General features: G+C 73.7%; 15 protein-coding genes. 4 read left to right on the forward strand and 11 right to left on the reverse strand.

Features of this window, described 5'->3' with window-relative positions:
* Positions 1 to 24: 24 nt before the first annotated feature.
* The 8 genes from ABEA93_RS27930 to ABEA93_RS27965 form a co-directional block, all read right to left on the reverse strand.
* A complete protein-coding gene (locus ABEA93_RS27930; protein WP_345678569.1) occupies positions 25 to 672 on the reverse strand; it encodes an HAD family hydrolase in 648 nt (215 codons plus the stop codon).
* Positions 669 to 1,478, reverse strand: a complete 810-nt coding sequence (proC, locus tag ABEA93_RS27935) for a pyrroline-5-carboxylate reductase (RefSeq protein ID WP_345678570.1) — start codon at positions 1,476 to 1,478, stop codon at positions 669 to 671. Before proC ends, ABEA93_RS27930 begins: the two co-directional genes overlap by 4 nt.
* Before the next feature lie 93 nt (positions 1,479 to 1,571).
* Entirely contained in the window at positions 1,572 to 2,498 is a 927-nt protein-coding gene (locus ABEA93_RS27940) for a proline dehydrogenase family protein (protein WP_345678571.1), read from the reverse strand.
* A 129-nt stretch (positions 2,499 to 2,627) separates the two neighbouring features.
* Positions 2,628 to 4,475 (reverse strand): TIGR03767 family metallophosphoesterase, encoded by a 1,848-nt coding sequence (locus tag ABEA93_RS27945; RefSeq protein WP_345678572.1) that lies wholly within the window; start codon positions 4,473 to 4,475, stop codon positions 2,628 to 2,630.
* Between the two features lie 217 nt (positions 4,476 to 4,692).
* On the reverse strand, positions 4,693 to 6,546 hold the full coding sequence (ilvD, locus tag ABEA93_RS27950) for a dihydroxy-acid dehydratase (RefSeq protein ID WP_345678588.1): 1,854 nt from the start codon (positions 6,544 to 6,546) through the stop codon (positions 4,693 to 4,695).
* Between the two features lie 170 nt (positions 6,547 to 6,716).
* The gene (locus ABEA93_RS27955; protein WP_345678573.1) at positions 6,717 to 7,334 is read right to left on the reverse strand and encodes a TetR/AcrR family transcriptional regulator; all 618 of its coding nucleotides are present in this window, start codon (positions 7,332 to 7,334) and stop codon (positions 6,717 to 6,719) included.
* A 1-nt stretch (position 7,335) separates the two neighbouring features.
* Positions 7,336 to 8,139: a sugar phosphate isomerase/epimerase family protein gene (locus ABEA93_RS27960; protein ID WP_345678589.1), complete on the reverse strand. Its 804-nt coding sequence runs from the start codon at positions 8,137 to 8,139 to the stop codon at positions 7,336 to 7,338.
* Between the two features lie 430 nt (positions 8,140 to 8,569).
* Positions 8,570 to 9,502, reverse strand: a complete 933-nt coding sequence (locus tag ABEA93_RS27965) for a Ppx/GppA family phosphatase (protein WP_345678574.1) — start codon at positions 9,500 to 9,502, stop codon at positions 8,570 to 8,572.
* Between the two features lie 184 nt (positions 9,503 to 9,686).
* On the opposite strand from ABEA93_RS27965, the gene ABEA93_RS27970 reads away from it, so the two are divergent.
* Positions 9,687 to 10,439, forward strand: coding sequence for a DUF3109 family protein (locus tag ABEA93_RS27970; protein ID WP_345678575.1), 753 nt, complete (start codon positions 9,687 to 9,689; stop codon positions 10,437 to 10,439).
* 54 nt (positions 10,440 to 10,493) lie between these two features.
* Here ABEA93_RS27970 and ABEA93_RS27975 read toward each other — a convergent pair whose 3' ends face one another.
* Both ABEA93_RS27975 and ABEA93_RS27980 read right to left on the reverse strand, forming a co-directional pair.
* Complete coding sequence (locus tag ABEA93_RS27975) at positions 10,494 to 12,233, reverse strand: BACON domain-containing protein (protein WP_345678576.1); 1,740 nt, start codon at positions 12,231 to 12,233, stop codon at positions 10,494 to 10,496.
* 149 nt (positions 12,234 to 12,382) lie between these two features.
* The gene (locus tag ABEA93_RS27980) at positions 12,383 to 13,975 is read right to left on the reverse strand and encodes an RNA polymerase sigma factor (protein WP_345678577.1); all 1,593 of its coding nucleotides are present in this window, start codon (positions 13,973 to 13,975) and stop codon (positions 12,383 to 12,385) included.
* Between the two features lie 200 nt (positions 13,976 to 14,175).
* Between ABEA93_RS27980 and radA the strand changes: the two genes are divergently transcribed.
* Both radA and disA read left to right on the forward strand, forming a co-directional pair.
* Positions 14,176 to 15,561, forward strand: coding sequence for a DNA repair protein RadA (gene radA / locus ABEA93_RS27985; RefSeq protein ID WP_345678578.1), 1,386 nt, complete (start codon positions 14,176 to 14,178; stop codon positions 15,559 to 15,561).
* 86 nt (positions 15,562 to 15,647) lie between these two features.
* The gene (gene disA, locus ABEA93_RS27990) at positions 15,648 to 16,754 is read left to right on the forward strand and encodes a DNA integrity scanning diadenylate cyclase DisA (RefSeq protein ID WP_345678579.1); all 1,107 of its coding nucleotides are present in this window, start codon (positions 15,648 to 15,650) and stop codon (positions 16,752 to 16,754) included.
* Between the two features lie 83 nt (positions 16,755 to 16,837).
* Here disA and ABEA93_RS27995 read toward each other — a convergent pair whose 3' ends face one another.
* On the reverse strand, positions 16,838 to 17,710 hold the full coding sequence (locus ABEA93_RS27995; RefSeq protein ID WP_345678580.1) for a DUF4232 domain-containing protein: 873 nt from the start codon (positions 17,708 to 17,710) through the stop codon (positions 16,838 to 16,840).
* A 227-nt stretch (positions 17,711 to 17,937) separates the two neighbouring features.
* Here ABEA93_RS27995 and ABEA93_RS28000 point away from each other — a divergent pair, with 227 nt between their 5' ends.
* Positions 17,938 to 18,828, forward strand: a complete 891-nt coding sequence (locus tag ABEA93_RS28000; protein ID WP_345678581.1) for an HhH-GPD family protein — start codon at positions 17,938 to 17,940, stop codon at positions 18,826 to 18,828.
* Positions 18,829 to 18,964: the final 136 nt, after the last annotated feature.

An 18,964-nucleotide genomic window follows, 5' to 3' on the forward strand; every position in this document is an offset into this window, starting at 1 on the left:
GCCGATCTTTTGCCTTGGCCTGCCTCACACCCCGAGCAGGGCCCGAATCTCCCCCAAACCGCCCGCGACCACGTCGGCGTCCGCCAACCGCTCCGGCGGCGTCAGCGCGGCGTGCCCGTACACCCGCATGCCGGCGGCGCGGGCCGCGGCCACCCCGAGCGGGCTGTCCTCGATCACCACGCACCGGGCCTGTGCGGCGCCCATCTTCGCCGCGGCGTGGAGGAAGAGGTCCGGTGCCGGCTTCCCACGCGCCACGTCCTGGCTGCTGAAGATCCGCGCGTCGGTGAAGTGGCCGCGCAGCCCGGTCGCGTCGTGGGTGAGGCGGATCCGCTCGTGGGTGCCGGACGAGGCGACGCAGAAGGGCACCCCGGCCGCGGTCAGCGCGTCCAGCAGCTCGGCGGCCCCGGCGACGGGCCGGATCTCGGTCGGGAACCGGGCGAAGATGCCCGCGTGGTAGGCGTCTTCGAAGTCCGCGGGCAGTTCGCGCCCGTGCCGCGCCAGGTTGAGTTCCCGCACTCGGCCGAGCGACCCGCCCATGTAGTCGCGGATCGCCTCCTCGGTCGTGGTGGGGATGTCGTATGACGTCAGCAGGTCGGCCAGCACCGCGTTCGCGACGGGCTCGCTGTCGACCAGGACCCCGTCGTTGTCGAAAACCACCAGGTCCGGCGTCACTTGAGCCCCTCCGCCAATTCCTTCGACCGGTTGGCGGCGGCTTCCAGCGCCGCGAGCAGTGCCGCGCGGACGCCGTGGTTCTCCAGTTCGCGGATCGCCGCGATGGTCGTGCCCGCGGGCGAGGTGACGGCTTCGCGCAGCAGCGCCGGGTGCTCCCCGGAGTCCCGAAGCATCACCGAGGCGCCCACCGCGGCCTGGACGATCAGCTCGTGCGCGGCGGCCCGCGGCAGCCCGAGCAGGATCCCGGCGTCCGTCATGGCTTCCACCAGCAGGTAGAAGTAGGCAGGCCCGGATCCGGACAGCGCCGTGACGGCGTCCTGCTGCTTCTCCGGCACCCGGATGGTCTTGCCGACCCCGCGGAAGATCTCCTCGGTGCGCTTGAGGTGCTCCTCGGTGGCGTGTGCGCCCGCGGAGATGGCGCTCATGGCCTCGTCGACGAGTGCGGGCGTGTTGGTCATGACGCGCACGACGGGGGTGCCGGCCGCGAGACGCTGCTCCAGGTACGCGGTGGGGATGCCGGCCGCGCCGGAGACGACGAGCCGGTCGTCGGGCACGTTCGGGCCGAGTTCGTCGAGGAGCGTGCCCATGTCCTGCGGCTTGACGGTGAGGATCAGGGTGTCCGCGGCCTTCGCGGCTTCGGCGTTGGTCACCGTCTCCACGCCGTAGCGGTCGCGGAGTTCGCGGGCGCGTTCCTCGCGGCGGGCGGTGACGATGAGGTCCTCGGGCCGCTTGCCGCCGCGCAGCATGCCGGAGAGCAGGGCTTCGCCGATTTTCCCGGCGCCGATCACCGCGACCCGTCGGGTCATTTAGGCCACCTCGTGCGTGGTCGTGCGCGCCCGGCTCGGAGCGAGCGGGGCGCGCGGGCTGTCTCGGTCGGTGCGGCGCTTCCGCCCGGTCGGTCAGTGCCTGCCGGCGACGGACCGCAGGAAGAAGGCCAGGTTGGCGGGGCGCTCGGCCAGACGGCGCACGAGGTACCCGTACCACTGGTCACCGTACGGCACATAGATGCGCACCCTCTCGCCGCGGGCGGCGAGGCGGGCCTGTTCGGCGGGGCGGACGCCGTAGAGCATCTGGTACTCGTAGCTGCCCGGGGCGCGGCGGTTGCGGGCGGCGAGCATGCCGGCGAGTTCGACGAGCCGCGGGTCGTGGGTGGCGACCATGGGGTATCCGGCGCCGGCCATGAGGATCTTGAGGCAGCGGACGTAGCTGAGGTCGACGTCGGCGCGGGTGGTGAAGGCGGCGAAGCCGGGGGCGCGGTAGGCGCCTTTGCACAGGCGGACGCGCGATCCCTCGCCGGCGAGGTCGCGGCAGTCGGCTTCGGTGCGGCGGAGCGAGGCCTGCAGTACGGCGCCGACCCACGGGTAGTCCGCGCGCAGCGCGCGGAGGGTCTCCAGGGTGGCGTCGGTGGTGGTGTGGTCTTCCATGTCGAGGGTGACCGTGGTGCCGGCTTTCTCGGCGGCGGCGCAGATGTTGCGTGCGTGCCGGAGAGCGAGGGCGGCACCGCCGGGGAGGGCGCCGCCGAGGGCGGAGAGTTTGACGGACACTTCGGCGTTGCGGGCGAGTCCGGCGTCGCGCAGGCGCGACAGCAGCATCAGGCAGGCGACGCAGGCGGCTTCGGCGTGCGCGGGGTCGAGGGTGTCTTCGCCGAGGTGGTCGACGGTCGCGTAGAGGCCTTGTGCGGCGAGGTGTTCGGTAGCGCGTACGGCGTCGAAGGCGTGGTCGCCGGCGACGAAGCGGCGGACGAGCGCGCTGGTGACCGGGGCGGTTTCGACGAGGTTCTTGACCTTGGTGCTCCGGGAGGCGGAGAGCAGCACCTGGCGCAGCACGGGTTCTCGCTTCGGCTCGGCGGCGGGGCCTCCACGGTACGCCGACGATCGACCGTTTTGCCGGATTTGTCACACGGCGGGAGCGGGGCCTGACGGCGCTGCTCCCGCCGTGTCCTCACCGTCGGCGGTTCAGCTCTTCCACCACGTCGGCGCGGGCAGGAGCAGCTCGACGTTGCGGTCGTCGACCTTGCCGCGCTTGCCGTCCTTGGCCGGGTCGTCGCGCTCGCGCTCCTGCCAGTCGTTGGCGGCGAGTTCGCGGGACAGCGCGGCGAGGGCTATCGGGTCGTCGAGCTTGCCGCCGTTGGACGCGGGCGCGCTGCTGTCGACGACGGTGGCGAACACCGACAGGGTCCCGTCGGTGTTGTCGGCGATCTCCACGATGCGCGCCTGCTGCGGCCAGTCGATGTGCGCGGCGGTGTTGACCTCCCAGAAGCCGCCGGGGACGGGGCTGCCCTGCGGGCGAGGGTAGGCGGTCACGTTGTTCTGGTGGGAGTGGCCGTTGACCCACGCGACGACGTTCGGGAAGCGCAGGAGCAGGTTCTTGACCTGCTCGCCGAGGACCCGGTTGCCGCCCGCGGCGTTGTCCATGGACTCCGCGGTGTGGTGGCTGAAGACGACGAAGAGCTTGTCGGCCGCGCCGGGGTTCTGCGCCGCGGCGCCCTGCTCGTCGAGGTAGCTGCTGCTGCCCGCCTTGAGCTGCTCGGTCAGCCACGTGAACTGCTGCTGGTCGAGGGAGCCTTCGGAGCCGCCGTTGGGGTTGACGGTGTCCAGGGTGAGGCAGCGGATCTTGCCGTGGTCGGCGGCGTAGTAGGCGGTGTTGGCGGTGACGTTGTCCGGCGAGAAGCCGTGGCCTTCGGGCTTGCTCGCGGTGCGGAAGTGCTCCTTGACCGTCTCGGTGCGGTTGAGGAGGCGCCGGTCGGCGTCCGCGGAGACCGGCCGGGACGGGCCGGACAGCAGCGTCTGCACGGCCTGCTGGTTGCCCTGCTGGAGCTGGAGGAGCAGCAGCACCGTGTTGGTGCCCGGCGGCAGCGCGGTGACCTTGCTCGCGCCGACGGCAACCTTGTTGACGATCTCGGACGGGGCGATGTTGCCCTGCACCAGGCCGTCGTGGTTGCCGTACGCGGCGTACCAGGGCATTTGCAGGCCGGCGGCCTTGAAGGGCTTGCGGGCCGCGTCGAGGAGGCCGGGCGCGGTCGGGAAGCCGTATTTGGCGCGCGGCAGGTCGTCCTTGGCGCCGGGCGGGGTGCCGTCGGGGTGCCAGTAGTGCTCGTCGTAGGCGACCTGGTCGGCGACGCCTTCGTACTTCGTCTTGTCGCCGGAGTCGGGGGTGATGTCCTTGCCGTCCAGCAGGTCGATGTACCAGCGCAGTTCGTTGTACTGGACGTTGTCGGTGTTGTCGCCGGTGACGATGGTGAACTCGATCGGCGCGCCGGTGGCCGGGCCCTTGCCGACCTTGTTGACGGCCCGCACCATCGCCTCGCCGACCTGCGCCGACATCATCTCCTGCGCCCGGTAGGCGCCTTCCACGGGCAGCAGCTTGGCCATCGGTTCGCCGGGGTCGCGGTTGCGGTCGAGGAACTCGACGCGGGCTGGCGACTGGCAGTCGACGATGTGCATGTCGGTGAGCTGCGCGAACGCCAGCACCGGCTTGCGCTTCCCGGCCCGTGCCTTGACCGCGGCGTCGGCCTTCTGGTCGGCGGACGCCAGGTCGCCGCGGAGCAGGTGCGGCTCCCCCGGCCCTTCGACGATCTTCCGGTAGCCGCCCGCGCCCGCGGGGCCGAGCACCAGGGTCTTCTCCAGCGTCGTCGACCAGGCGTTGGTCTGGCCGGCCCCGGCGGGCGCGCCGCCGGACGGCTGCCCGGGTTTGCCCTTGTCGTCGCTCTTGTCGTCGGAGCACCCGGTGAGCGCGCTCCCGGCCCCGACCGCGGCGGCCCCCGCCGCGCCGTACCGCAGCACTTCCCGACGACTCACACCCATCGCGCGGCCTCCCCTATCGCCTCTGACCACCCCGCGCCCGCCCGGTGCGGGGCACGTGGCGCATGACGCTACCGAAGGGTAGGGGCCGCGGTCCTCCTCCCCGGCGGGTATTTCGGCGGACCGGACGCCCACGGGAAGCACCGGGCACCGGCCGGAAAAACACCGCCGCCCCCGAGCCGGTCGGCTCGGGGGCGGCGGAGGGTCGTGGAGGCAGCGCTCAGCCCAGCATGCTCACATCGCGGACCGCGCCCTTGTCGGCCGAGGTGGCCATGGCCGCGTACGCCTTCAGGGCGGTGCTGACCTGGCGGTCGCGGTTCGCCGGGCGGTACCTGCCCAGGGTCGCGAGGAGCTTCTCGCGGCGGGCGTCGAGTTCGGCGTCGGAGACGTCGAGTTCGATCGACCGGTTCGGGATGTCGATGCGGATGATGTCACCGTCCTCGACGAGGGCGATGACGCCGCCGGCCGCGGCCTCCGGGGAGACGTGGCCGATGGACAGGCCCGAGGTGCCGCCGGAGAAGCGGCCGTCGGTGATCAGCGCGCACTTGGCGCCCAGGCCGCGGCCCTTGAGGAACGACGTCGGGTACAGCATCTCCTGCATGCCCGGGCCGCCCTTGGGTCCTTCGTAGCGGACGACGACCACGTCGCCTTCCTTGACCCGCTTGGTGAGGATCGCGTCGACGGCGTCCTCCTGCGACTCGACGACGACCGCCGGGCCGGAGAACGTCCAGATGGACTCGTCGACGCCCGCGGTCTTGACCACGCAGCCGTCCACCGCGAGGTTGCCGACCAGGATGCCCAGGCCGCCGTCCTTGCTGTAGGCGTTCGCCGCGTCGCGGATGCAGCCCTTCTCGACGTCCAGGTCGAGCGACTCCCAGCGCTCGGACTGGCTGAACGCGGTCGCGGACCGCACGCAGCCGGGCGCCGCGTGGAACAGCTCGACGGCCTCCGGCGACGGCGAGCCGCCGCGCACGTCCCAGTTCTTGAGCCACTCGGCGAGCGACGCCGCGTGCACCGCGTGCACGCCCTCGTTGAGCAGCCCGGCGCGCTGGAGTTCGCCGAGCAGCGCCGGGACGCCGCCCGCGCGGTGCACGTCCTCGACGTGGTACGGCGCGTTGTTCGGGGCGACCTTGGCCAGGCACGGCACGCGGCGCGACAGGGCGTCGATGTCGCCCATGTCGAAGTCGACCTCGCCCTCCTGTGCGGCGGCGAGCAGGTGCAGGATCGTGTTCGTCGAGCCGCCCATGGCGATGTCGAGCGCCATGGCGTTCTCGAAGGCGTCGCGGGTGGCGATGCTGCGCGGCAGGACGGACGTGTCGTCCTGGTCGTAGTAGCGCTTGCACAGCTCGACGGCGAGCGCGCCGGCGCCCTCGTAGAGCGCCTTGCGGGCGGTGTGGGTGGCCAGCACCGAGCCGTTGCCGGGCAGCGCGAGGCCCATCGCCTCGACGAGGAAGTTCATCGAGTTGGCGGTGAACATGCCCGCGCAGGAGCCGCAGGTCGGGCAGGCGGCTTCCTCGATGCGCTCCAGGTCCTCGTCGCTGACCTGGTCGGACGCCGAGTCGGCGATCGCGGTGATCAGGTCGAGGTGGGCACGCACGGTGCCGTCGACAAGCGTGGCCTTGCCGGACTCCATCGGGCCGCCGGACACGAACACCACGGGGATGTTCAGCCGCAGCGCGGCCATCAGCATGCCGGGGGTGATCTTGTCGCAGTTGGAGACGCACACGATGGCGTCGGCCTGGTGCGCGTTGACCATGTACTCGACGGCGTCGGCGATCAGCTCGCGGGACGGCAGGGAGTAGAGCATGCCGCTGTGGCCCATCGCGATGCCGTCGTCGACGGCGATCGTGTTGAACTCGCGCGGGATGCCCCCCGCCGCCTTGACGGCGTCGGAGACGATGCGGCCTACCGGGGCGAGGTGGGTGTGGCCGGGCACGAACTCGGTGAAGCTGTTCGCGATGGCGACGATCGGCTTGCCGAAGTCCTCGCGCTCTACGCCCGCGGCGCGGAGCAGCGCGCGGGCGCCTGCCATGTTGCGGCCGTGGGTGACCGTCCGAGACCTCAGTTGCGGCACTGTGGGCACACCCTCTCGTTGGTGGTGTCCGGATCCGTCCTCGCCCCACCCGCCCCGGGCGCCGCGGAACTCTCAGGAGTACCGGCACCCGGCGGTTGTTGGGGTACCGACGAGCTTACGGCGGACCGCGCCGAGATGACGTGGCCGTCCGGAATGTGGCCCCCGGACCGCTATCCGGCCAGGTAGCGCTGCAGAGCGGGACCCACCGCGGCGACCAGTGCCTCGGTGTCGGCGGAGGCCAGCGGCTCCATGAGCAGCACGTAGCGGGTGAACGCGACGCCGGTGAGCTGGGCCCCGCACAGGCCGGCGCGCAGCTCGGCGTCCGGCACGTCCAGCTCGCGGACGAGGCGGGCGACCACCTCGGTGGTCAGGTAGTCGCGGATCAGGCCGCCCGCTTCGTCGCCGGCCAGGAGGGTGCGCAGGAGGGCGAGCATGCGCGGGTGCAGTTCGGGGTCGTCCCACAGCCCGAAGAAGACGCGGGCGAGGCTCTCGCCCATCCGGTCGGGGCCGCCGGCCAGGATCCGGGCGACCAGGTCGCCGGGGTCGACGGGCAGGTCGAGGGCGGCGGCGAAAACACGTTCCTTGGGACCGAAATAGTGGTGCACCAAGGCGGGGTCGACACCGGCGCTGCGGGCGATGCCGCGGACCGACGTGCCGGAGTAGCCGGTGCGGGCGAATTCGGTGCGGGCGGCGTCGAGGATCTGCCGCCGCGTGTCGGGCGCTCCGGTGCGCCGTCCCGCGGGCCGGCCCGGCCCGCGGCGTCCCCCGTCCCCCCGTTGCGCGGCCATGTCAGGGCACCTCGGCCGCCGCGGCCAGATGGAGCCGGGTGAAGGCGAGGGCTTCGGCGAGGTCGGCTTCGCGTTCCGCGCGGTTGGCGGCACGGTGCGTGTTGACTTCGAGGACGACGGTGCCGGCGAACCCGTCCCCGGCGAGACGTTCCAGCATCTCGGCGCAGGGCTGGGTGCCGCGGCCCGGAATGAGGTGCTCGTCCTTGATCGAGCCGCTGCCGTCGGCCATGTGGATGTGGCTGAGCCGGCCGCCCATCTTCGCGGCGAGCGCCAAGGCGTCGACGCGGGACGTGGCGGTGTGCGACAGGTCGAGGGTGAAGTCGCGGAAGTCCTCGTCGGTGGGGTCCCAGTCGGGGGCGTAGGCGGCGATTTCCTTGTCCCGGTAGCGGAAGGGGAACATGTTCTCCACGGCGAACCGGACGTCGGTCTCGTCGGCCATGCGGCGGATCCCGTCGACGAAGGACTTCGCGTAGGCACGCTGCCAGCGGAACGGCGGGTGGACCACGACCGTCCGGGCGCCGAGGCGTTCCGCGGCGGTGCGGGCGCGGACGAGCTTCTGCCACGGGTCGGTGCCCCAGACCCGCTGGGTGATCAGCAGGCACGGCGCGTGCACCGCGAGGACGGGCACGCCGTGGTGGTCGGACAGGCGGCGCAGCGCTTCGATGTCCTGGCTGACCGGATCGGTCCACACCATGATCTCCACGCCGTCGTAGCCGAGCCGGGCGGCCATTTCGAACGCGTCCGCGGTGGAGTCGGGGTAGACGGACGCGGTGGACAGCGCGATCTTGGCGTCCGGGACGCGCAGGATCGCGTCCGGGAGGCGTGCCGCCGTCGCGGGCACGGCGACGGAGCCCGATGTCACGGGCACGGCCGCGACGGAGCCCGATGTCACGGGCACGGCCGCGACGGAGCCCGATGTCGCGGGCACCACGACTCCGGCGGAATGGCGGGGCGCGGCGTGATCGAAGTGATCCCTGGGGTCGGCCACGTCGCCAAGAGTAGAACGCACGAACGCCTCGGGGACCCCCTAACGCGCACAGTCGCGTCGCGCCGACGGGAAGGCCGCGTTCCGGATGAATCGGACGCCGGGCGGCAAGACACCCGCGAAGTGCGATCGGCAGCGATCGGAAATCGCCGCAAATCGATCATGCGGTCAGCCCGTCGATACCGGCGGTGCTGTCGACGCCGCCCGGACCGCCACAGGTCGCGGGGGCCTGCCGGGGCCGCCGGTGCGGTCAGTGGCCGGCCATCCAGTCCAGCCGCCGCAGGATGATGCCCTCGCGCAGCGCCCACGGGCAGATCTCCAGCTGCGACACGTTGAGCAGGTCGAGCGCGGCGTCGGCGACGACCGCCCCGGCGACGAGCTGCGCGGCCCGGCCCTCGGAGACGCCGGGCAGTCCGGCGCGCTGCTCGGTGCTCATCGCGGCGAGCCGGGGCAGCCAGTCGACGAGCGCGGCACCGGTGAGCACGCGCTTGACGTACGGGCCCTCGCTCGACGCGGACGCTCCGGCGATCCGGGCGAGCTGCTTGAACGTCTTGGACGTGGCGACCACGTGGTCCGGCCGCCCGAGCCGGCTGAATTCGGCCACCGTGCGGGCGATCTCGGTGCGGACGTGCTTGCGCAGCACGCGCACCTCGTCGGCGGACGGCGGATTGCCGTGCAGCCACGTGCGGGTCAGGCGCCCGGCGCCGAGCGGCAGCGACACCGCGGCGTCCGGCTCCTCGTCGGTGCCGGCCGCCATCTCCAGGGAGCCGCCGCCGATGTCGAGCACCAGCAGCCGCCCGGACGACCAGCCGAACCAGCGGCGCACCGCCAGGAACGTCAGCCGCGCTTCGTCGGCACCGGTGAGGACCTGCAGGTCGACGCCGGTCTCGCGGCGCACCCGGGCGAGCACCTCCTCGCCGTTGGGGGCCTCGCGCAGCGCCGACGTGGCGAACGGCAGCAGGTCTTCGACGCCCTTGTCCTCGGCGACTTCCAGCGCGTCCGCGACGGTCTCCACCAGGCGCTCGGCGCCCGCCTCGCCGAGCGTCCCGTCCGGCTCCAGCAACTCGGCGAGCCGCAGCTCCGTCTTGTGGGAGTACGCGGGCAGCGGCCGGGCGCCTTGGTGCGCGTCGACCACAAGCAGGTGGACCGTGTTGGAGCCCACGTCAAGAACACCGAGTCGCATACCCACGACGCTAGCCGACCGGGACCCGCGGCTATGCGGAGTGCACCGCTCCGTGACCTTTCGGCGACCGGACCGCTCCGCGGACGGTCCGCCAGGCGGTTCCGCGGGCGACGGACGGACGGCGCGGGGCCGTGTCCCGGCGTGCTGCGCGCTGTGCCGCGCGGCCCGCGTTTACCCTTGTCGCGTGCCCGAAGTAAGCCTCGATTTCCCCCGTGCCTGGTTCGAGTTCCCCGACCCCGTCCCCGCGGACGATCCGGAGGAGCCCGAGCAGGTCTACCGCTGCGACCTGACGTGGCTGACGTCGCGCTGGACGTGCGTCTTCGGCAGCGGCTGCAAAGGCATCGCGTCGCGCCCGCAGGAAGGCTGCTGCTCGCTCGGCGCGCACTGGTCGGACGACGACGACGAGAAGCGCGTCATGGAATGGGTCGGGCGGCTCACGCCGGAGACCTGGCAGTTCCACGACCTGGGCCACGCCGAGGGCGTGACCGAGCCGGACGAGGACGACGAGCCGCGCACCCGGCGGGTCGACAACGCCTGCCTGTTCCTCAACCGGCCGGGCTTCGCCGGCGGTGAGGGCTGCGCGCTGCACGCGCAGGCGCTCCGCGAGGGCCGGCATCCGCTGGAAGCCAAGCCGGACGTGTGCTGGCAGCTGCCGATCCGGCGCACCTACGACTGGGTCGACCGGCCGGACGACACCCGCGTCCTGGTCGTCGGCATCGGCGAGTACGACCGGCGCGGCTGGGGCCCGGGCGGGCACGACCTGCACTGGTGGTGCACGAGCGCGCAGGAAGCGCACGTCGCGGCGGACCCGGTGTACGTGTCGTACGAGCCGGAGCTGCGCGAGCTGATGGGCGACGAGGCGTACGCCGTCCTCGCCGACGCGTGCCGCGCCCACGAGGCCGCGAAGTGGGCGCCGCACCCGGCGGACCCGGAGTAGCCGGAGTAGCCGAACACCCGGCGGGGCATCGTCACGGCGCCCCGCCGGCCCGCGCTACGGCTTCCCCGTCGTCGCGGGCCCCGTGGCCGGTGCCGACGTGGGCGGCGCGGTCGACGAGGACGGCGCCGACGGGCTCGCGGTCGGTTCCCCGCCCGTCGCCCCTTCGATGGTGACCTGCGAACTGCCCGGCTGGATCCGGACGTTCGCCGTCCAGTGCCCGCTCGGCGCCTTCGCGCCGTCGACGGTGACCGTCACGGTGTCCGTCGCCCCCGGCGCGAGCGTGCCCGACGTGCGGCTCAGGCGCAGCCATCCCGCCGTGGTGTCCGCCGTCCAATCGACCGGCACCGTCCCGGTGTTGCGCAGGGTGATCACCGTGCGGCTGCGGTCGTGCGCCACGTCGACCACGGGCGGCACCGGGGCCGCCGCCGGTTCGTAGGGCGTGCCCGCCGGGCCCGCGGGCACCACGGGCAGCGGCGCGGCCGGGCCGATCCCCACCGGGACCGGCGCGGCCTGCGGGCCCGCGCTGCGGACGCCGGGCGACGCGGTCGCGGAGGCCGCCGCCGAGCCGGCCGGGCGGGGTGCCGCGGCGGACCCGGCCGGCGGCAGCTTGCGGCCCGCCGACGCGTCGCGATCGCCCGGGAAGTCCTCGACGGTGGTGACGCGGGCGGCGCTGATGCGCGCGTCGTGGGCCACGTCCCGGACGTCGTGCCGGTGCGCGGCCTGCCACAGCACGGTCGCCGGGATCGCCGCCACGATCGCGACCACCACCACGGCCACCAGCGCCATGCGCCGCCGCCCGGACCGCGCGCGGCTCGCGCCCACCCGGAAGACCGGGAAGCCCTCCGCATCGAACTCGGTGGCACGCCGGGAGAGTTCCGCCGGGCGCTGGGCGGACCGCCCGCGGCCGAGGTCGCCGAGCACGTCGGTGCGCAGGTCGGGGGGCGGAGCGATCGACGGGAGTACCGACGTGGCCGCGGCCGCCCCCGCGGTCGGGGCCAGCCGGGCCGCGGCAAGCCGCACGTGCGGACCGCACCGGCGGCATTCGTCGACGTGGTCGACGAGCTGGTCGCGTACTCCGGGTTCGGTGTAGGCGGCGGTGAGGCCGGGTCCTTCGGGACAGCTCACCGCGCCTCGGGCGCCTTCGAGTGCGGCGCGCGTGCGGTCGACCTCGCGCCCGGCGCCGAGCAGGACGCCGCGGGCGGTGTCCTCTTCCCAGCCGAGGACGGCGGCGAGTCCGCTCGGTTCGAGCCCGTGGCGGATGGCGAGTTCCAGAGCCTCGCGTTCGGCGGGCGCCAGGCCGATCGCCTCCGGCCAGGCCAGCGCGGCGAGTTCGGCACGCTGCTCGGCGGAGCGCGGGGCAGTGCCACCCCCGTTGGTCCCGCCGGATGCGGCGGACGCTGATCGGCCTCGGCCGTCGGCCGCGGCGTCCGCGGCCACCCCGGCGAGCGGGGGCCGGCCGTCGAGGCGGACCAGGCATTCGTAGCGGGCGAGCGCGTACAGCCACGGCTTGAGCATGCCGAGGTCGGGCAGCCGGCCGATGTGCCGGTCGGCGAGGACGAAGGTGCCGCGCAGGGCGGACGCGGCGGCGCTGTGGTCGCGGAGCGTCCCGAGGCAATACGTATAGATGCCTTCGGCGTACGCGTCGTACGCCGCGCGCCCCCATGACTGCGCACGCCCCTGCGCTTTGCCGGGCGCGCCCTCCCGCGCGCCGGACCCCGTCGCAGCCGCCTTCTCGGGCGGGGTGGTCGAGCCCGCCTGCGTCCCTGCCGATCGCGTCGTCACCGAATCCGTCACATGGGCGAACGTAGGGGGCGCACACCCCGGAACTCAGGTGAATTGGCCTTTCATACTTCTTTCGGGATCCACAATCACACGGTGGAGTGAACCGTGATCAGTCGTGACCAGGGTTGACCAAACGGGCGTTCGGACGCGTTCACCGACGCTCACCTCGGAGCGTACGAGCGCCCCGGACCGACGATCGTGATCGTCGCGCCACCCGGCGCCACCTGCACGGTCGCGGTCACCACCGAGCCCGCGGGGGCCCGCGCCGGGTCCCACGTGACGGTGATCGACACGCTCGACCCGGCCTGCAGAGTCCCCGAGGTGCGCGAGAACGAAACCCACGGCACCTGCGACACGCCGAGCGACCACGTCACCGGAGTGTCGGCGGCCGAAAGGCGCAGCGTGCCCGCCGGTCGGGCGGCACTCAGCGTGAGCGTGGGAGTGAGGACCTGTAGGCCGTTCGCATCGCCCCGCCCGGGGGCGTCCCCCCGCGCCCCGGCCTGTCCCTTGGGGCCGTTGCCGTTCCCCATGCCGTAGCCGTTCCCGTTGCCCTTGCCCGGCTTGTCGGTCGGGGCCGGCGACGTGCGCGGCGCACTCGGCGCCGTGGTGGGCGCGGCGGTCGGCACCGGCGAGACCGGCTCCAGCACCGCGGCGCCCGGCCCGGCCGCACCGGCGAGGCCCGGCCCCGGGTCGGCGCCGGCGGGCGCCCCGGAAGGCGAGGTGAGCGCGACCGGCAGGTTCCCGGCCTGCGGCGCCGTGTCGTGGCCGCTCTGGGACGCGGCAAGCGTGAAGGTCAGCACGACCCCGGCGGCCGCGGCCGCCGCGGCGGTGGCCAACGGCGGGCGGAGCCGGCGGCGGGTGCGCGGGAAACCGTCGCGCCCGGCGCGCACCGCGCGTTCCACGATCAGGGTGTGCCCGTGCGCGCCCGGCGCGCCGGTGGTGAGCGACCGGAGCAGATCGGCGCGCACCGCGAGCGGCGCCGGACGGGCCGGGCCGGTCGCCAGCAGCGCGTCCACCAAGCCCCCCGGCCGCACCGCCGCGTCCGGGTCGCCGGTCAGCCCGCTCGGCCGGAACGGCCCGCACAACGGGCAGGAGTCCACATGCAGCCGGGCCGGCACCCGCAGCCCGGACTCGATCGGCGCGGGCAGCGCGGCGCCGGAGACCACGCCGTCCGGCAGCAGCACCGCGAGTTCGGCGCACTCCTGGTCGGCGTGCACGCAAACCGCGTGCACCGTCAGGCAGTCCGCGAACTGCGCCCGTCCGCGCGCCGCGACCCGCGCGGCCTGCCGCTCGGGCAGGTCCAGGACGCGGCCCAGCCGGGCGTCGTCCAGACCGTGCCGGACGGCCAGTTCGAGTGCTTCGCGCTCCGCCGCGTCGACGCCCGCGAGCGCCACCGCGAGCAGCGGCAGCAGCCGGATGCGGTCGCGCACCGCGACCGCCGGCACGACGCCGGGCCGCCACACGTCCGCGGCGTCCGCCCCTGCGCCCCGGGCCGCCACGCCGTGCCGCAGGCATTCGCTGCGGGCCACCGCGTACAGCAGTGCGCGCAGCGACGCGTCGTCGAGCCCGCGGGCCCGGGAGCGCGCCACGAGCACGGTGTCGTGCAGCGCTTCCGCGGCTATCCGCTCGTCCCCCACGAGCGTGCGGCAGTACGCGAACAGCGCGTCCGCGTACGTGTCGTACGTCTCCGCGACGCCTTCCGGCGTCCCCGCCTCGCAGCCGCGCGCAAGTGCCGCGGCGAGTCCGGACCCCACGACCGGACCACCCCCACCATGCATGAGGCCTCACCGTACGCACGGCACGCCGGGCCCACCATGGTTTTGCTCGAGGACCACCCGATTCCGGTCGCGCTGTCACGGTCCCGTGACCATCCCGATGTCCGCGCTTCACCCTCGGCCGCGCACCGGGCGGGTCGCGGCGCGCGGTGTCGGTGCGGGCGGCTACCGTGCCGCACATGGCCAAATCCGCCGGGACGACCGGTAAGTCAGCACGTCCGTCGTACCGGTGCGGCGAGTGCGGATGGACCACGCCCAAGTGGCTCGGCCGCTGCCCGGAGTGCCAGGCCTGGGGCACCGTCGAGGAGTACGGCGCGGGCGCGAAGGCCCGCGTGGTCGCGGCCGGCCCGGTCACCGCGCCGGCCCTGCCGATCGCGCGCATCAACGTCGAGGCCGCGCGCTTCCACACCACCGGCGTCGACGAACTCGACCGGGTCCTCGGCGGCGGCGTGGTGCCCGGCGCGGTGATTCTGCTGGCCGGCGAGCCGGGCGTCGGCAAGTCGACGCTGCTGCTCGAGGTCGCCAGCGCGTTCGCCACCCCGCAGGCGCCGACGCTGTACGTGACGGGCGAGGAGTCCGCTTCGCAGGTGCGGCTCCGGGCCGGCCGGATCGGCGCGCTCAACGACCACCTGTACCTGGCCGCCGAGACCGACCTGTCGGCGCTGCTGGGCCACGTCGACGCGGTCAAGCCCGCGCTGCTCGTGGTCGACTCGGTGCAGACCATCGCGTCGCCCGAGCTGGAAGGCGCACCGGGCGGGGTGGCCCAGGTCCGCGAGGTCGCGGGCGGGCTGATCCGGATCGCGAAGGAACGCGGCATCGCGACGATCATCGTCGGCCACGTCACCAAGGACGGCTCGATCGCCGGGCCTCGCCTGCTCGAACACCTCGTCGACGTCGTCCTGCACTTCGAAGGCGACCGGCACGCCCGGCTGCGCCTGGTGCGCGCGGTCAAGAACCGCTACGGCACGGCCGACGAGGTCGGCTGCTTCGAACTCCGCGACGAAGGCATCAAGGGCCTGCCCGACCCGAGTGGCCTGTTCCTCACGCAGCGTCAGGAACCGGTCGCGGGAACCTGCGTGACGGTGACGCTGGAAGGCAAGCGTCCGCTGGTCGCCGAAGTGCAGGCGCTGGTCGCGCCGTCGCAGATCCCGACGCCGCGCCGTGCCACCTCGGGCCTGGACTCGGCGCGCATGTCGATGGTCCTGGCCGTGCTGGAACGCCGCGGCGGCGTGCGGCTGGAGAAGACCGAGATCTACACCGCGACGGTCGGCGGGGTGCGGCTGACCGAACCGGCCGCCGACCTGGCCGCCGCGCTCGCCCTGGCGGGGGCCGCCGCCGACCATCCGCTGCCCGCCAAACTCGTCGCGATCGGCGAGGTCGGCCTGGCCGGCGAGGTGCGCCGGGTCACCGGTGTGCAGCGCCGCCTGGCGGAGGCGCACCGGCTCGGATTCACGCACGCGCTGGTCCCGCCGGACCCCGGCAAGGTGCCCGCGGGCATGCGCGTCACGGAAGTGGCGGACATCTCCGAGGCGCTGCGCGCATTCTCCCTTGTGTCGCGCAGGTAGACTTTTCCACCGATCTTTCTCAGCGGTAGCGGGGCCGGGCAGCATCGCCGCCGCAGCCGGGGACGGCGACGACCACGGGGAGTTCTGTGGCAACGAATGACCGGACCGACAAGGGCGCGGCCGAGCAGGCCCTGGTACGGGCATCGATGATGGCCGTCGCGCCGGGCACGGCCCTGCGCGACGGGCTGGAGCGCATCCTGCGCGGGAACACCGGCGGCCTCATCGTCCTCGGGTTCGACAAGACCGTCGAGTCGCTGAGCACCGGCGGTTTCGTGCTCGACGTCGAGTTCTCCGCGACCCGGCTGCGCGAGCTGTGCAAGCTCGACGGCGGCCTGGTCGTCGACAAGGACTGCACCAAGATCGTGCGGGCGGGCGTGCAGTTCGTGCCCGACCCGTCGATCCCGACCGAGGAGACCGGCACCCGGCACCGCACCGCCGAGCGCGTCAACAAGCAGACCGGCTACCCGGTGGTCTCGGTGAGCCAGTCGATGCGGCTGATCGCGCTGTACGTGAACGGCCGCCGCTACGTGCTGGAGGACTCCGCCGCCATCCTCTCCCGCGCCAACCAGGCGTTGGCCACGCTGGAGCGGTACAAGTTGCGCCTCGACGAGGTCGCGGGCACGCTGTCCGCGCTGGAGATCGAGGACCTGGTGACGGTCCGCGACGTGTGCGCGGTGTCGCAGCGCTTGGAGATGGTGCGGCTGATCGCCCGTGAGATCGACGGGTACGTCACCGAGTTGGGCACCGACGGCCGTCTTCTGGCGCTCCAGCTCGAAGAGTTGATCGCCGGTGTCGAGCCGGACCGGTCGCTGGTGGCCCGCGACTACATCCCGGAGCGCGCGCTCAAGCGCGGGCGCACCGAGGCGGACGTGCTGGCCGAGCTGGACGGCCTGACCCACACCGACCTGCTGGACCTCCCGACGGTCGCCCGGGCGCTGGGCTTCACGGCCGGCGCCGAGGTGCTGGACTCCGCGGTCAGCCCGCGCGGCTACCGGCTGCTCGCCAAGGTGCCGCGGCTGCCACCGGTGGTCATCGAGCGGCTCGTGGAGCACTTCGGCGGCCTGCAGAAGCTGCTCGCGGCGAGCGTCGACGACCTCCAGGCGGTCGACGGTGTCGGCGAGGCGCGCGCCCGCAGCGTCCGCGAGGGCCTGTCGCGGCTGGCGGAGTCGTCGATCCTGGAACGCTACGTCTGACCCGGACGCTCACCCACGCGAAAGGCCCTGCCGGAATCCGGCAGGGCCTTTCGCGTGGTCGGGGGGTGCGGGGGTCGGGCCGCCTACCCGGCGACCGTCCACACGTACGCCTTGCTCGCCCACCGCATCGTCGACACCGTGGCCGTGGCCTGGAACGACGACCCGGCCTGCGGGGTGTTCAGCGCCGGCGCCTGCCCGGTGCACTGGTTCGGGTTGCTGCGCGTCCAGGTGAAGGTGAAGCGGCGCTCGGCGCTCTTGCCGGGCTGGAGCTGGACGACCTCGGCCGCGGGCGTCCCGGCGCAGTCGGCGGGCGACCAGATGTGGTCGGCCCCGGACTTCACCTCGACGGTGGCGGCCTTCGGCGACAGGTTCACCGCGCAGGTCTCGCCGCTGACGTTGGTGACCACGAGCGTGAGCGCGACCTGCTCGCCCACCCGGTACTTCGCATCCGCCGGACGGTCGCCGCGCAGCGTCAGCGTCGCGTTGCCGCCCTCTTGGTACAGGCACGGCTTGGCGCCGCCCAGCGCCGGGTCCTGCGGCGCGTTGCCGGCGCCCGCGGGGGCGCCCGGCGCACCCTGCTGACCACCGGCACCCGCGGAGTTGCCCGCCGTGGCACCCGGTGCGGCACCCGTCGCGCCGGGGTTGCCCGGACCGGTGCCGGTGCCGGGCGCGCCCGGACCGCCGGACGGCTGACCGGACTTGCCGGGATCAGCGGGGTTGCCCGGGCCGATGGGCGCGGGCGAGCCGATGGGCGCGGGCGAGCCGTTCGGCGCGGCGGGCGCGCTCGGAGTGGAACTCTCCGACGCGGCCTTGGCTTTGTCGTCGCCGCCACCGCCGGCGGTGCAGGCCCACGCGACAAGAGCGATCAGGACGGCGAGTCCGACCAGCACAATGGCCCGTCGACGCCAATACACGGACGGGGGAAGGTGGCCGACAGGGCGGGTCACAGAGTCCACCGGGCAACTCTAGGGCGTCCGTTAGCCCGTCCGGCGCAAGCCGCGCCGCATCCGACGTGCAGTTTCCCGTGGTGAGACGACCTTCACAGGGCGCTTTCCGGCAAACCCGCGCAAGATGATCAACCGCCGGGCGCATCACTCGAACCGGTGACGGATCGTGCCGGCGGGACGCGTACGCGGCGGGCGCCGTTCCGGGCCGGGAACACACATGGCAGGATCGAAGGGTCATGCCGCACGCACTCAACGAACCGATCCTCGACTGGTACGCGGACAACGCCCGCGACCTGCCGTGGCGCCGCCCCGACGCCTCCGCGTGGGCGGTCATGGTCAGCGAATTCATGCTCCAGCAGACGCCGGTGACCCGGGTGCTGCCGATGTACGAGGCGTGGCTTGCACGTTGGCCCACGCCCACGGACCTCGCGGACGCCGAGCCGGGCGACGCGGTCCGCGCGTGGGGCCGGCTCGGTTACCCGCGCCGTGCGCTGCGCCTGCACGGCGCGGCGACCGCGATCCGCGACCAGCACAACGGCGAAGTTCCGGACGACCACGACAAGTTGCTCGCGCTCCCCGGGGTCGGCGAGTACACCGCGGCGGCCGTCGCGTCGTTCGCGTTCCGGCAGCGGCACGCGGTGCTCGACACGAACGTGCGCCGGGTACTCGCGCGCACGGTCGACGGCACCGAGTACCCGCCGCAGGCCACCACCGCCGCGGAACGCCGCACGGCCGGCGACGCCATGCCGCTCGACGACGAGACCGCGGCGACGTGGGCGGTCGCGATCATGGAGCTGGGCGCGCTGGTGTGCACGGCGCGCACGCCCCGGTGCGCGGACTGCCCGGTCGCGGCGCTGTGCGCCTGGCGGCTCGCCGGGAAGCCGCCCTACGAAGGCCCGCCGCGGCGCGGCCAGACCTACGCGGGCACCGACCGCCAGTGCCGCGGCAAGCTCCTCGCGGTGCTGCGCGACGCCGCGGGCCCGGTACCGAAGACCGCGCTCGACGCGGTGTGGGAGGACGCCCTGCAGCGCGCCCGCGCACTCGACGGCCTGGTCGCCGACGGCCTCGTCGAACCGGTCGCGGACGGCGTCTACCGGCTGCCCACCGGCGCCCCAGTGAACGCCTGACCTGCCCTTCCGCGGGCTCTTCCGCTTCTTGGCTACCGGCGAGTAATCTCCGCGTCATGGACCTCACGACGTATGCGATCCCGGCCTTCGTGCTGCTGCTCGCCGTCGAGATCCTCGCGTACCGGTTCGCCCCGGA

The sequence above is a fragment of the Yinghuangia aomiensis genome, assembly GCF_039542225.1.
Classification (GTDB): domain Bacteria; phylum Actinomycetota; class Actinomycetes; order Streptomycetales; family Streptomycetaceae; genus Yinghuangia; species Yinghuangia aomiensis.

Excerpts from the sequence above, each read along its gene's own strand:
- proC (WP_345678570.1), bottom strand. The coding sequence starts at position 1,478 with ATGACCCGACGGGTCGCGGTGATCGGCGCCGGGAAAATCGGCGAAGCC.
- ABEA93_RS27945 (WP_345678572.1), bottom strand. The coding sequence starts at position 4,475 with ATGGGTGTGAGTCGTCGGGAAGTGCTGCGGTACGGCGCGGCGGGGGCC.
- ABEA93_RS27955 (WP_345678573.1), bottom strand. The coding sequence starts at position 7,334 with ATGGCCGCGCAACGGGGGGACGGGGGACGCCGCGGGCCGGGCCGGCCC.
- ABEA93_RS27965 (WP_345678574.1), bottom strand. The coding sequence starts at position 9,502 with ATGCGACTCGGTGTTCTTGACGTGGGCTCCAACACGGTCCACCTGCTT.
- radA (WP_345678578.1), top strand. The coding sequence starts at position 14,176 with ATGGCCAAATCCGCCGGGACGACCGGTAAGTCAGCACGTCCGTCGTAC.
- ABEA93_RS28000 (WP_345678581.1), top strand. The coding sequence starts at position 17,938 with ATGCCGCACGCACTCAACGAACCGATCCTCGACTGGTACGCGGACAAC.